Origin of the sequence: Jeongeupia wiesaeckerbachi, assembly GCF_050916355.1 — a bacterium.
Lineage (GTDB): Bacteria > Pseudomonadota > Gammaproteobacteria > Burkholderiales > Chitinibacteraceae > Jeongeupia > Jeongeupia wiesaeckerbachi.
In genome coordinates, this window is the sequence record NZ_CP136946.1 from 277,219 (window position 1) to 290,342 (window position 13,124).

A 13,124-nucleotide genomic window follows, 5' to 3' on the forward strand; every position below is an offset into this window, starting at 1 on the left:
CGGCCAATGCCGGCGACAGGCCCCCGGTTTGGGCTTCCCGCCGCCATGCCATCCACGCCCCCGCCCGATCCCGCCCCCCCCCCCCCCCCGGCCTTGCACGCCTGCCTGCTACCTCATCGATTGCCACCCACAAGGAATTATTTATTTCTACAAAACATTTTTGTGATTATGATATTCCAACCCTAGGGACCGAACCCGGCCGGCTTTCGGGGAGGAAACGCGAAGCGCGTCCATCGAAAGCGCTTTGCGGACCCGGCCCGCAAAGCCCTGCCCCCATGATTTCCGGCTCACCAAACAGTCAAGAACGCCCATGAACCTCCCCCCCGCCCATCACGCGTTCTACCTTGCGCTGCAGCGTGAACTGCCCGCAGCACGACTGATCACCGATCCGGCGCGTACGCTGGCCTACGGCACCGACGCCAGCTTTTACCGGCTGGTGCCGCAGATCGTCGTCCGCATCGAGAACGAGGCCGAGGTCCGGCTGCTGCTGCGCGAAGCCCATGCCCACCGCGTGGCCGTGACCTTTCGCGCCGCCGGGACATCGCTGTCGGGGCAGGCGGTCAGCGATTCGGTGCTGGTGATGCTCGGCGATGGCTGGAACGGCCGGCAGGTGCTCGACGACGGCGCGCGCATCCGCTTGCAGCCGGGCGTGATCGGCCAGCACGCCAACGACGCGCTCGCGCCTTGGGGGCGCAAGATCGGCCCCGATCCGGCGTCGATCGCCACCGCGAAAATCGGCGGCATCGCCGCCAACAATTCGAGCGGCATGTGCTGCGGCACCCGGCATAACGGCTACCACACCTTGAGCGCGATCCGGCTGATCCTCGCCGATGGCAGCGTGCTCGACACCGCCGACGCCGACAGCGTCGCCGCCTTCCGCGATTCGCACGCGGCGCTGCTCGACGGCCTGGCGACGCTGGCCGCCGAGATCCGCGCCCGCCCGGCGCTCGAAAGCAAGATCCGCCACAAGTACCGGCTGAAGAACACCACCGGCTACGGCATCAACGCACTGGTCGATTTCAGCGATCCGGTCGACATGCTCGCCCACCTGATGATCGGCTCCGAAGGCACGCTGGGCTTCATCAGCAGCATCACCTACGACACCGTCGTCGATCTGCCGAACAAGGCCAGCGCGCTGATCGTGTTCCACAATCTGGACGCCTGTTGCCGCGCGGTGACCGCCCTGCGCGAACAGGCGCTGTGCGACGCCGTCGAGCTGATCGACGCCCGAAGCATGCGCACGGTCCGGCATATGCGCGGCCTGCCCGACTTCATGTACGACGAGATCCCCGACGGCGCCGCCGCGCTGCTGATCGAGACCCGGGCCGACGACAAGGACGCGCTGACGCAGCGCTGCAGCACCATCGGCGCGCTGGTCGCCGCCTACACCCCGCAGGCCGACAGCGGTTTTCACACCGATCCGGCCGTCACCAATGCGTACTGGTCGGTGCGCAAGGGGCTATTCCCGGCGGTCGGCGCGGCGCGGCCGGTCGGCACCACCGTGGTGATCGAAGACGTTGCCTTCCCGATCGAGCACCTGGCCGACGGCGTGCGCCGGCTCGGCGAGCTGTTCGACCGCCATGGCTACGACGAAGCCCTGCTGTTCGGCCATGCGCTCGAAGGCAATCTGCACTTCGTGTTCACGCCGAGCTTCGATTCGGACGCCGAAACGCAACGCTATAGCGACTTCATGGACGCCGTCGCCGCGCTGGTCGCCGTCGAATACGGCGGCTCGCTCAAGGCCGAGCACGGCACCGGCCGCAATATGGCGCCCTTCGTGCGGCAGGAATGGGGCGACGATGCCTTTGCCATCATGCAGACGATCAAGCGGCTGTTCGACCCGGCCGGCGTCCTCAACCCGGACGTGATCATCAGCAGCAACGAACGCATCCACCTGCAAGACCTGAAAGCAATGCCGGCGGCCGACGAGCTGGTCGATCGCTGCATCGAATGCGGCTTCTGCGAGCCGGTCTGCCCGTCGAACGGGCTGACGCTGACGCCGCGCCAGCGCATCGTGCTCTGGCGTGCGATCAGCGCGGCGCGCCGGCGCGGCGACGACAGCCCCACCGTGCAGGCGTGGGAGCGCGACTACCGTCACGCCGGCATCGACAGTTGCGCCGCCACCGGCATGTGCGCGACGCGCTGCCCGGTCGGCATCAATACCGGCACGCTGATGCAAAAGCTCAAGGGGCCGAATCGCTACCGCAAGGCCGGCGCGTGGGTCGCCACGCACATGAAACTGGCCACCGGCGCGGCACGCCTCGGCCTGGCCGGCTGGCACGCCACGCGGACGCTGCTCGGCGACGACGGCGCGCGCAAGCTCAATCGGGCCGCCCGCAAGATCATCCCGCTGGTCCCGGCCGTCCCGGCCGCGATGCCGCGACCGGCCCGCCCGCTCCCGGCCCCCGGTCAGACCGGCCGACCGGTCGTCTACTTCGTCAGCTGCGTCAACCGCACGCTGGCCGAAGGCGACGGCAAGGACAGCGTCGCCAGCAGTGCGCTCAGCCTGTTCGGCAAAAGCGGCTGGCACGCCATCTACCCGCCGGGGCTGAACACGCTGTGCTGCGGCCAGCCGTTTGCATCGGCCAACGCCGAAGACGCCGCGAACACCGCGGGCAATGCGACCAATACCGCGCTGCTTGCCGCGTCGAACAACGGCGAAATCCCGGTCTACATCGACAACGGCCCGTGCGCCTTGCGGCTGATCGAGGCCCAGCGCGCCGGGCTGGTCGACGCGCGGCTGCGCCTGTACGACGCAGCGAGCTTTCTCGACGAACACGTTGCGCCGCGGCTCGCCATCGCCAAGCCACTGGCCGAACTCGCGCTTCACGTCCCGTGCAGCGCCACCAAGCTCGGCGCCGCTGATGCGCTGAGGGCGCTGGCGCAACGCTGCAGCGACAAACCGATCGGCACCGGCGTCGCCTGTTGCGGCTTTGCCGGCAGCAAGGGTTTCACGCTGCCCGAACTCAACGCCAACAGCCTCGGCCAGCTCGCGCCCGAAGCACGCGCTTGCGCCCATGGCGTGTCGATGAGCCAGACCTGCCAGATCGGCCTCAGCAGCCACACCGGCAGCCGTTACCACAGCATCGAGGCGCTGCTCGACCAGTTGAGCACGCCGCTCGCCGGGCCCGACCAGGGACGCTGACTACCCCAATCCACGGAGGACAACGACCGGCATCCATTCCCGGGACGCGGCCCGCTCGCGCCACCACCAATGACAACAAAGAGATTTAGACCATGACGCTCAAACACTTCGCAGCCCTGCTGCTGCTCGCGCAAGCCCCGCTGTGCGCCGCCCAAGTCACCGTTGGCGGCAGCGTGGAAAGCAATATCTATATCCACGATTCCGACGCCCCGTCGTTCGACGGCGAAGTCGAACTCGAGGTCAAACCGCGGATTTTCTTTGCCGGTGAAGACAAACTCGACAACGGCGACAGCGTGATCTGGAAAATCTGGACCGGCGCCGACAACTATCGCAAGGACAAGGACAAGGTCTGGGGCAACCGGGAAGCCTGGGGCGGCTGGCAGGGCGACTGGGGCAAGCTGCGCTTCGGCCGCATCTACACGCCATCGTATGTCGACAAGCTCGACTGGCCTTACGGCAACCTCGGCGGCTCGGAACACATCGGCACCATCGGCCTGCTCGGCTTCAACCCGGACAACTCGATCCGCTACGACTCGCCGATCATGGGCGGCTTCTCGCTATCGGCGCTGTATTCGCTCAAGAGCCAGAGCAATGAAACCGACGTGCTCGGCTCGGAATACTTCTACGACATCGCCGCCGGCTACAAGAACGGCGGCTGGCGACTGGACTTCGGTTATCAGGAGAACCAGGCATTGAAGGCGTCGGCCCAGGCCGCCGAACCGGCAACGCAGCGCATGGCTTATATCGCCAGCGGCTATGACTTCGGCGAATTCACGCTCAAGGGCGGCATGAAGCGCTGGCAGAACGCCGACTCGCCGACCGGCTACGGCGACCAGAACCAGTACTTCGTCCAAGGCATCTACACCAAGGACAAGCACACGGTCGGCGTCACCTACACCTATTACAGCAACCTCACCGTCGACGGCGACGAGCTGGACGACAGCGCGTCGCAGGCGATCATCAGCCAGTGGTCGTACGCCCTGTCGAAGAACACCGCCGGCTACATCCAGGCCCGCTACGCCAGCAACGAAACCAACGGCGCCATCGGCGTCGACGGCGAAACGCATCACCTTCCCGGCGCCAATAGCTATCGCTTGCTGATCGGCACCTGGACCGGCTTCTGATCGTTGGCATGCCACCGGGGACGGCGCCACGTACTCGACAAGCGCGCGGTGCCCCGGCCAAGCCCTAGAACGGCGCCGGGCTGTCCCACTGCAGTGGTTCGCCGGTCAACGGATGCGCCAGCGCCAAGCGCTCTGCGTGCAGCAACAACCGTGATGCACGCCCGGCCGCGGCGCCGGCATACAGCGCATCGCCGAGGATGGGGTGGCCGATCGCCATCAGATGCACGCGCAGCTGATGCGTCCGGCCGGTGACCGGCTCGAGCGCGACGCGGCTGCTGTCGTCCGTGCGCGACAGCAGCGCGTAGCGCGTCAGCGCACGTTTGCCGGCATCGAAATCGACCTTCTGCCGGGGCCGGTTCGGCCAGTCGGCGCCCAGCGGCAGGTCGATCTCGCCGGCATCGTCGGCGATCAGCCCTGCAACGACGGCGACATAGCGCTTGCTGACGCGGCGGTGCTCGAACGCATGGCTCAAGCGCCGCTGCGCCTCGCCGCCGCGACCGAAGACCACCAGCCCCGACGTCGCCATATCGAGCCGGTGCACGATCAGCGCATCCGGATAGACCGCCTGCACCCGTGCGCTCAGGCAATCGGCCTTGTCGTCGCCACGGCCGGGCACCGCCAGCAAGCCGGCGGGCTTGTCGACGACCAGCAGCGAAGCGTCGGCGTAGATGACGCTGAGGCCGGTGTCGGACGGGGGAAGATAGGCGAGCGTATGCATGACGATAGAATCAGGAGAAAGAGGCACGGCAGCGCCACGGCCGCTGCCGTTTGTGCGATCCTCACGGGCTGGAGATAATAGCCCGGTTTAACTGGCTCGATAGGGACAATGGTCGTCAAGAAATTCTACGGTGCCACCACCCGTGATGCGCTGCGTCAGGTTCGTGATGAACTCGGCCCGGACGCGCTTATCCTGTCGAACCGGCAGGTGGCCGGCGGCGGCGTCGAGATCATGGCCGTGGCCGATTCCGACGTTGCAGCGCTGACCAGCGCGCAGACCATCGCGGCCAGCCGTCCGTCCGTCCGTGTCGACCCGCCCGCGCCCCGGCCAACGCCGATCGTACCGCCGCTGACCCGCGCGCTCGAACGCTCGTACGCGATTCCCGACGAGGACGATGACGACGCGCCTGCGCCGGCACCGGCGCCGCAGGTGGTGCGCAGCAACCGCGCGCCACGGCTCGAACCGACCATCGCCGAGCCGCGCCCGGCGCCCGAGCGCCCGGCCCCCCGCCCCGTCGCGGCCGACCTCCCGGCGCCGCCCGCCTTCCGCTACAGCGACGACGACATCCCCGCCACGCCGACGCCGGCATCAACGGTGCAACCTGCGGCGATCGACGACATCGCACGCGAAATGCGCCAACTGCGCGGGCTGATGGAGCACCAGCTCGCCGGCATGGCGTGGAACGAACTCTCACGCCAGTCGCCGGACAAGCTCGACGCGCTGCGCCAGTTGCTGACCGCCGGCTTCTGCCCGGCGCTGGCCCGCCAGCTGGTCGACAAGATGCCGGCGCAGATGGCGCCGGAGCTGCGCGCCCGCTGGCTCAAGGCGGCGCTGGTCCACAATATCGCCGCCGTCGGCGATGGCGACGATCTCGTGGCCCAGGGCGGCGTCTACGCGCTGATCGGCCCGACCGGCGTCGGCAAGACGACGACGGTCGCCAAGCTCGCCGCGCGTTGCGCGCTGGCCTACGGCCCCGAATCGGTTGCCCTGCTGACGACCGACAGCTACCGGATCGGCGCAACCGACCAATTGCGCATCTACGGCCGCATCCTTGGCGTGCCGGTGCACGAGGTCAAGGACGACACCGATTTCGAACTCACCCTCGCCGATCTGGCGTCGCGCCATCTGGTGCTGATCGACACGGTCGGCATGGGCCAGCGCGACCTGCGCATCGTCGAACAATTGCGACTGTTCCAGCATGAGCGCGCGCACACGCTGCTGCTGCTCGCTGCCAACGCCGCGCCGGCGACGCTCGATGATGTCGCGCGACGCTACAAGAACGAACAGCTCGCCGGCGTGATCCTGACCAAGCTCGACGAGACGATGAGCCTCGGCGGCTGCCTCGACGTCGCGATCCGCCACCGGCTCAAGCTGCATTTCGTCACCAACGGCCAGCGCGTGCCCGAAGACCTGCACCCGGCACGGATCGAATATCTGGTCGACCGGGCCTTCCGTGCCGAACCCGGCCGGCCGTTCCAGCTGCAGCCGGACGAATATCCGGTCTACATGGGCACCCAGACCAGCAATACCGAGGACGCCGGCTTCGGCGAGCCGACGCCCCGCGGCTAAGCCGCGAGGACCCCAGCGATGAGCAACGCCAGACTGTGGGACGACCAGGCCGCCGGGCTCCGGGCGCTGGTCGCCAGACCCGTTTGCCGCAGCGTCAGCATCAATGGCGGACGCGGCGGCGCCGGCGCGACGACGGTCGCCATCCATCTGGCTGCGGCGCTGGCCGAACGCGAGCGTTCGGTGCTGCTGCTCGATGAACACACCGGCAGCGGCAACGCCACCCAACGATTGCGCTTGTCGCCCCCCTATGACTTCGAAGAAGCGATCCGTCGCGAGGTCACGCTCGCCGACGTCATCGTTCCGGCGCCGGGCGGGTTTTCACTCTTGCCCGCCGCCGCGCGGCCGCAGGTGCTGGCGCGGCTCAATGAAGCCGAGGCCGCGTGGCTGGCGCGCGAATTCGACGCCGTCAGCGTCGATACCGACTGGCTGCTGCTCGATACCCGGCCGGCCACCGAGCCCGGCGTGCCCAGCCTGTCGCTCGCCGCCGACGATGTCGTGCTGATCGTGTCCGAGCGCGCCGAATCGCTGACCGATGCCTACGCCGCGATCAAGCTGATGGCCACCGAATACGCCCGCAGCGAATTCCGCATCCTGATCAACCGCGTCGGCAGCGCGCACGAAGCCGGCGCGCTGTTCGAACGGCTGCAGCAGGTGGCCGCGCGCTATCTGGGCAACCGGGTCAGGCTGCGGCTGATCGGCTTCGTCCCCGAGGACGAAAAGCTGGCGCGCGCGGCGCGGCTCGGCCGGACGGTGTTCGATGCGTTTCCCGATGCCGAATCGGCGCACGCCTTCCGCCAGCTCGCCGACGCGATGCTGCGCTGGCGCCGCCCGGCCGGTGCCGCCGACAGCGCCGCCGATTTCGCCTACCGGCTGGTCGAATCGAGCCGCATCCTCGCCGACCGGCTACAACGTTAACGTGGCCCTGCCCGCACCCGCACGGAAACCCGCATGACGATCCGCCCCGCAAGCGAACGTGATTTCGACGCCATCTGGACCATCTTTCATGCCGTCGTCGCCGGCGGCGACAGTTATGTCTTCGCGCCGGACACCGGCCGCGACGACGCGCACGCCTACTGGTTCGGCCCCGGCGTTCGCAGCTGGGTGGCCGAGATCGACGGTGAAGTCGTCGGCATGTACAAGCTGATCGCCAACCAGCGCGATCTGGGCAACCACGTCGCCAACGCCTCGTTCATGATTGCGCCGCACGCGCATGGCCACGGTCTGGGCAAGGCGCTCGGCCAGCACTGCCTGATCGAAGCCAGACGCGCCGGCTTCGCCGCGATGCAGTTCAACTTCGTCGTCGCGAGCAACGAGGCGGCGGTCGCGCTATGGCGCAAACTCGGTTTCGCGATCGTCGGCACGATTCCGCAGGCCTACCGGCACGCCCGGCTCGGCCTCGTCGACGCGCTGGTGATGCACCGTTTTCTCGACGACCTCGAGGCCCGATGAGCACCGAACCGAGCGCCGAACTGATCGTCGAAGCCGACAAACTGCAGCTGCGCGGCCGGCTTGACGCGCGTGGCGCGGCAGATATCTGGGCACAGGCGCGCAGCGCGGTCACGGCCGGTTGCGTCGTCGATGCCAGCGGCGTCGACTATTGCGACGGCGCCGGCAGCGCCCTGCTGTTCGACCTGATCCAGCGCGGCGCGCGCGTCGACGGCCTGCCCGAACGCTATGCCGCCTTGCTTGCCGACTTGCGCCCCGACGAACCGCTGGCCGTGCCGCCGCCGAAACCGCACGGCCTCGCCGACGAGCTCGCCGATTTCGGCAAGGCGATCAGCAGCGAATTCACGCTGACGATGGCCTTCATCGGCGTGTTCACCGCCGATATGGCACGCATCTTCACCGCGCGCGGCAAGATCCGCTGGCGCAACGGTTTTGCCGTCGCCAGCAGCGCTGGCGCCGATGCGCTGCCGATCATCGCGCTGGTTGCCTTCCTGTTCGGCGTGATCCTGTCGTTCCAGTCGGCGGTGCCGATGCGCCAGTTCGGCGCCGAGCTGTTCGTCGCCGACCTCGTCGGTCTCTCCCTGGTACGCGAGCTGGCGCCGCTGATGACGGCCATCCTGCTCGCCGGCCGCACCGGTGCCGCATTCGCCGCCGAGCTCGGCACGATGAAGGTCAACGAGGAAATCAACGCGCTGGTCACGCTCGGTCTCGACCCGTTCCGCTTTCTGGTGATTCCGCGCCTGCTGGCCGTCGCGCTGATCATGCCGATGCTGACCGTCTGCGCCGAGGTGATCGGCCTCGCCGGCATGGCGTTGGTGATGGCGAGTTTCGACGTGCCGTTCGCGACATCGCTGCACCGCGCCACCGCCATCGTCGGCTTCAGCGATTTCTTCGGCGGTCTCGGCAAGGCCATGGTGTTCGGCTTCTTCATCGCCGCGATCGGCTGCCTGCGCGGCCTGCGTACCGGCGCCGGCGCCGCGGCCGTCGGTGAATCGACGACGCGCGCCGTCGTCAGCAGCATCGTCATGCTCGTCGTCGTCGACGGCCTGTTCGCCGTGATGTTCTACATCCTCGGATGGTGACGATGACCGAACCTGTCCGCCACGACACCCCGATCATCCGCGCCGAACACCTTGTCTGCGGTTACGACGACAAGGTAATCCTCGACGACGTGTCGTTCGAGGTCAAACGCGGCGAGGTCTTCGTCATCCTCGGCGGCTCGGGCTGCGGCAAATCGACCTTGCTGAAGAATCTGATCGGCCTGTACCGGCCGCTGTCGGGCCAGATCTGGTTCGGCGACGACGAGCTGACCGCGCTCAACGGCGCGGCGCGGCTGGCGCTGTACCAGCGTTTCGGCGTCGCCTACCAGTCCGGCGCGCTGTTCGGTTCGCTGACCGTGCTCGAAAACGTGATGCTGCCGCTGACCGAGCACACACCGCTCGACGCCGCCGCGGTCGAGCTGATCGCCCGGCTCAAGCTGCGTCTGGTCGGGCTGGAGGCGTTTGCCGACTATGTGCCGGCCTCGCTGTCGGGCGGGATGCAGAAACGCGTGGCGATCGCCCGGGCGATTGCGCTCGACCCGGAAATCGTTTTCCTCGACGAACCGTCGGCCGGCCTCGATCCGGTCACCGGCGCCGAACTCGACGCGCTGATCCTCCAGCTGTCGCACAGCCTCGGGCTGACCTTCGTCGTCGTCACCCACGAACTGGCGAGCATCATGGCGATCGCCGACACCGCGCTGATGCTCGATGCCAGCGTGCGCGGCGTGATCGCCGTCGGCCCGCCGGCCGAGCTGGCCGCCCATTCAACGGACGAGCGCGTGCAGCGCTTCTTTCAACGCAAGGTAGCCGCATGACTCCCAGACAAAGCCATATCCGCCTCGGCCTGTTCGTGACGCTGGCCGTGGCGCTGACGCTGGTGCTGCTGATCGCCTTCGGCGCAGGGCGCTGGTTTTCGAATGCGCCGGTGCTGGAGACCTATTTCAACGAATCGGTCAAAGGCCTCGATGTCGGTTCGTCGGTTCGTTATCGCGGCGTTGCGATCGGCGAAGTCAGCAAGATCGGCTTTACCGCGGTCAAGTATCCGGAGGCCGCCGCCGACAGCAGTTGGCGCCAGCACTATGTGCTGATCGAAATGCGCTTGCGGCCGGAAACGCTGGGGCCGCGCGCCGACGCGACCTTGAACCAGGCGGCGCTGGACCAGGAAATCGCCCGTGGCCTGCGCGTGCGCATCGCGCCGCAAGGACTGACCGGCGCCAACTACATCGAGATCGACTACGTCGAGGGCGGGCAAAGCCCGATCCTGCCGATCAACTGGAAACCCGCCGCGCTCTACGTGCCGTCGGCGCGCAGCACCGTCGGCCAGTTGCTGAATGCGACGCAAAGCATCGCCGACAAGCTTGCCAAGCTTGATCTGCAATCGGTGGTCGACAAGGTCGCGCAAGCCGCCGACACCGTCGACAGCAAGCTGAACGCGATGCCGCTCGAAGAAATCGGCCGTAATGCGCAGAAGGCCAGCGAACAACTGGCGGCCATGCAGCTGAAGCCGATCGGCGACGAAACGCTGGCGCTGGTGCGCGAGTTGCGGCAGAACAACAGCCGTCTTGGCGCCCTGCTCGCCGATCCGGCGCTAGCCAGTGCGCCGGCCGAACTGCAGGCAACGCTGAAATCGGCCAACACGCTGCTCGCCAATCCGGCCTGGCATCAATCGCTCGACCGCCTCAACCACTCGCTCGGCGAAATCGACCGTCTGTTGCTCGACCGCAATGCACTGCTCGGCCATACGCTGGATAACCTCTATAGCGGCAGTAGCGAACTCGATGCACTGTTGCGCGACATCCGCGCCAACCCGTCGTCGCTGCTGTTCTCCGAACCGCCGCCCGCCTATCCGCTCCCGCAACGCTGAGACCTGCCATGCGCTTTCTCCTGATTCTCGTCGCCACGGTCCTGCTCACCGCCTGCGCGGCCAGCCGCCCGAGCGCCGAATTCAACTATGTGCTCAACGTCGAACGCCCGGCCCAGACCACCCAGACGCTCGCCGGCACGACGGTCTATGTCGGCACGCTCGCGGTCGATGAGCCTTATGGCCAGCGCGGTTTCGTCTACCGCGAAACGGCCCAGCGTCTCGCCGTCGACCCGTACCGCGGCTATGTCGCACCGCCGGCACGGCAAATCGAAAACCGGCTGAACGACTGGCTGGTCGCCGCAGGCGCAACGCTGACCCAGGATCGCAGCGCCGCGCCGTACGCCATCGACGGCCGGATCAGCGCGCTCTACACCGACCTGCGCGCCGAGCAGCCCAGCGAGGCCGTCGTCCGGCTGCGGATCGCGCTGCGCAGCGGCACCGCGCCGGCCCGGCAGATCACCGTCGGCGGCCACGCCAAGGTGTCGCCGATGAATGGCGACGGCATCGCCGCGGCGACCAATGCGGCACTGGCTGACGCACTTTCCCAACTGGAAACGGCGCTGGCGGGCGAAAGCCGGGCCGCGTTGCGGTAAACTGACCCGGCAACCGTTCCATCAAGGCCCATGCTCAATCAACGCGCCCTCAAGCTCTACCGTGACACCCGCTCGGACAACGATGCGGAACTGCTTGCGCGCTCGACGCCGCTGGTCAAGAAGATCGCGTATCACCTGATCGCAAGGCTGCCGGCCAGCGTCGACGTCGACGATCTGATCCAGGTCGGCCTGATCGGTTTGATGGACGCCGCACGCAATTTCGATCCTGCCGCCGGCGTGCAGTTCGATACCTTCGCGTCGCAACGCATCCGCGGTGCGATGCTCGACGAGCTGCGCAGCGCCGACTGGCTGCCACGGCAGACCCGTCGCAACCTGCGCAGCATCGACGCAGCGATCCACAAGCTCGAACAACAGCTTGGCCGCGCGCCCGGTGAAGCCGAGGTCGCCGCGGCGCTGGACCTGCCGCTCACCGATTATCAGGACATGCTTGGCGACGCGCGCGGCCACCAGTTGCTGCACATCGACGACTACGCCCGCGACGACGACGAGCACGGCGCATCATCGCCGCTCGATGCCTTCGCCGCCGACCACGCTGCCGATCCGCTCGCACAGCTCGACGATGCGCACTTCCGCGCCAAGCTGATCGAGGGCATCTCGCAGTTGCCGGAACGCGAAAAGCTGCTGATGGCGCTGTATTACGACGAAGAACTCAACCTCAAGGAAATCGGCGCGGTGCTCGGCGTTTCCGAATCGCGCGTCTGCCAGCTGCATAGCCAGGCCGTCGCACGGCTGCGCACCCGACTGACCGACTGGACCGCCAGATAAATGGACAAGATCAGCATCTTCGGCCTCATCCTCGGCCTGACCGCCATCCTGCTGGGCCAATGGCTCGAAGGCGGCCACATCGGCTCGCTGCTGCAGCTGACCGCCTTCCTGATCGTCATCGGCGGCACTGCCGGTGCGGTAATGCTGCAGAGCCGGATGAGCGACTTCATCGCCGGCATGAGAATGCTGCGCTGGGTATTCGTGCCGCCGCAACACGACAACCGCAAGCTGCTGGCAACGCTGGTCAACTGGGGGCACCAGTCGCGTCGCGGTGGCCTGCTGGCGCTCGAAAACGTCATGAACACCGAGAAAAGCCCCTTCGTCAAACGCGGGCTGCAGATGCTCGTCGACGGTGCCGAGCCGGAAATGATCCGCCGCGCCTTCGAGCTCGACATCGACGCCTACGAGCACAGCGCCAAGGCAGCGGCCAAGATCTGGGACGCCGCCGGCGGCTACGCACCGACGCTGGGCATCCTCGGCGCGGTACTCGGGCTGATCCATGTGATGGAAAACCTGTCGGACCCGTCCAAGCTCGGCGCCGGCATTGCCGTGGCCTTCGTCGCGACGATCTACGGTGTCGGCATCGCCAACCTCGTGTTCCTGCCGATCGCCGGCAAGCTCAAGCGCCACATCCACAGCGAAGTCATCCACCGCGAGATGCTGCTCGAAGGCCTGGTCGCGATCGCCAACGGCGAAAACCCGCGCCTGTACGAAAACAAGCTCGCGGGCTATCTGCACGCCTAAAGCGACACTGTCCCACGGTCAAACCGGCTAAGGGCTGCTGCCCTACCCGGGAAACGGTGCTGGCAAGGCGTGCGACACGTCCCACGGGACCTCGC

The 13,124-nt window shown here is 67.3% G+C and carries 12 protein-coding genes; 11 read left to right on the plus strand and 1 reads right to left on the minus strand.

Annotated elements, in window-relative coordinates:
• The first annotated feature begins 310 nt into the window (after positions 1-310).
• Both R0382_RS01335 and R0382_RS01340 read left to right on the plus strand, forming a co-directional pair.
• Entirely contained in the window at positions 311-3,145 is a 2,835-nt protein-coding gene (locus R0382_RS01335; RefSeq protein ID WP_432721748.1) for an FAD-binding and (Fe-S)-binding domain-containing protein, read from the plus strand.
• Between the two features lie 92 nt (positions 3,146-3,237).
• Complete coding sequence (locus R0382_RS01340) at positions 3,238-4,269, plus strand: porin (protein ID WP_432721749.1); 1,032 nt, start codon at positions 3,238-3,240, stop codon at positions 4,267-4,269.
• A gap of 64 nt (positions 4,270-4,333) precedes the next feature.
• On the opposite strand, the gene R0382_RS01345 is transcribed toward R0382_RS01340, so the two are convergent.
• Positions 4,334-4,987 (minus strand): RluA family pseudouridine synthase, encoded by a 654-nt coding sequence (locus tag R0382_RS01345; RefSeq protein ID WP_432721750.1) that lies wholly within the window; start codon positions 4,985-4,987, stop codon positions 4,334-4,336.
• Between the two features lie 108 nt (positions 4,988-5,095).
• Here R0382_RS01345 and flhF point away from each other — a divergent pair, with 108 nt between their 5' ends.
• The 9 genes from flhF to R0382_RS01390 are packed head-to-tail and all read left to right on the plus strand — an operon-like array spanning position 5,096 to position 13,029.
• Entirely contained in the window at positions 5,096-6,556 is a 1,461-nt protein-coding gene (flhF, locus tag R0382_RS01350) for a flagellar biosynthesis protein FlhF (RefSeq protein ID WP_432721751.1), read from the plus strand.
• A gap of 18 nt (positions 6,557-6,574) precedes the next feature.
• A complete protein-coding gene (locus R0382_RS01355) occupies positions 6,575-7,471 on the plus strand; it encodes a MinD/ParA family ATP-binding protein (RefSeq protein WP_432721752.1) in 897 nt (298 codons plus the stop codon).
• A 33-nt stretch (positions 7,472-7,504) separates the two neighbouring features.
• A complete protein-coding gene (locus tag R0382_RS01360) occupies positions 7,505-8,005 on the plus strand; it encodes a GNAT family N-acetyltransferase (protein WP_432721753.1) in 501 nt (166 codons plus the stop codon).
• A complete protein-coding gene (locus R0382_RS01365; protein ID WP_432721754.1) occupies positions 8,002-9,084 on the plus strand; it encodes an ABC transporter permease in 1,083 nt (360 codons plus the stop codon). Before R0382_RS01360 ends, R0382_RS01365 begins: the two co-directional genes overlap by 4 nt.
• Positions 9,085-9,086: 2 nt before the next feature.
• Positions 9,087-9,857, plus strand: a complete 771-nt coding sequence (locus R0382_RS01370; protein WP_432721755.1) for an ABC transporter ATP-binding protein — start codon at positions 9,087-9,089, stop codon at positions 9,855-9,857.
• Positions 9,854-10,906, plus strand: coding sequence for an MlaD family protein (locus tag R0382_RS01375; RefSeq protein ID WP_432721756.1), 1,053 nt, complete (start codon positions 9,854-9,856; stop codon positions 10,904-10,906). Before R0382_RS01370 ends, R0382_RS01375 begins: the two co-directional genes overlap by 4 nt.
• A gap of 8 nt (positions 10,907-10,914) precedes the next feature.
• Positions 10,915-11,499 (plus strand): hypothetical protein, encoded by a 585-nt coding sequence (locus R0382_RS01380; protein WP_432721757.1) that lies wholly within the window; start codon positions 10,915-10,917, stop codon positions 11,497-11,499.
• Positions 11,500-11,529: 30 nt separating this feature from the next.
• Positions 11,530-12,285 (plus strand): RNA polymerase sigma factor FliA, encoded by a 756-nt coding sequence (locus tag R0382_RS01385; RefSeq protein WP_432721758.1) that lies wholly within the window; start codon positions 11,530-11,532, stop codon positions 12,283-12,285.
• Positions 12,286-13,029, plus strand: coding sequence for a flagellar motor protein (locus R0382_RS01390; protein WP_432721759.1), 744 nt, complete (start codon positions 12,286-12,288; stop codon positions 13,027-13,029). It begins immediately after the preceding gene.
• Positions 13,030-13,124: the final 95 nt, after the last annotated feature.